Origin of the sequence: Paenibacillus sp. 2TAB23, assembly GCF_052115165.1 — a bacterium.
GTDB lineage: Bacteria > Bacillota > Bacilli > Paenibacillales > Paenibacillaceae > Pristimantibacillus.
The window spans coordinates 1-301 of record NZ_JBFRGD010000099.1 but is presented as its reverse complement, the minus strand read 5'-3'; the positions used below and the strand labels follow the sequence as shown (position 1 = coordinate 301).

Below are 301 nucleotides of genomic sequence, written 5' to 3'. Positions count from 1 at the left end.
TGCAGGTCTGTTGATTAACCAATTTTTGGTTTTAGGGAAAGTTTAAGACGCTYGTCAAAAAGACGATCCATTCTGGCTGCAAGTGGTTCAYACTCAATAACCGATCGAATTCGGCAAAAGATAACTGAGCACTCGGATGAACCACCGAATTYCCCTGGTCGAACAACAATTTAAGCAGCACGTAAACCAGTAAAGCCGTGTACAACTGACCATACACGGCATTTGGGGTTGTTCCAAATAGCTGCGGTACGTTCAGGTGCTGCTTGATCCAACGAAAAAACACTTCAATCTGCCACCGTTT

1 protein-coding gene is annotated in these 301 nt (G+C 44.3%); it reads right to left on the bottom strand.

Going from position 1 to position 301, the window contains the following annotated elements:
• Positions 1-31: 31 nt before the first annotated feature.
• On the bottom strand, positions 32-301 hold a 270-nt coding region (locus AB4Z29_RS32470), incomplete at its 5' end, for a transposase (RefSeq protein ID WP_441946973.1).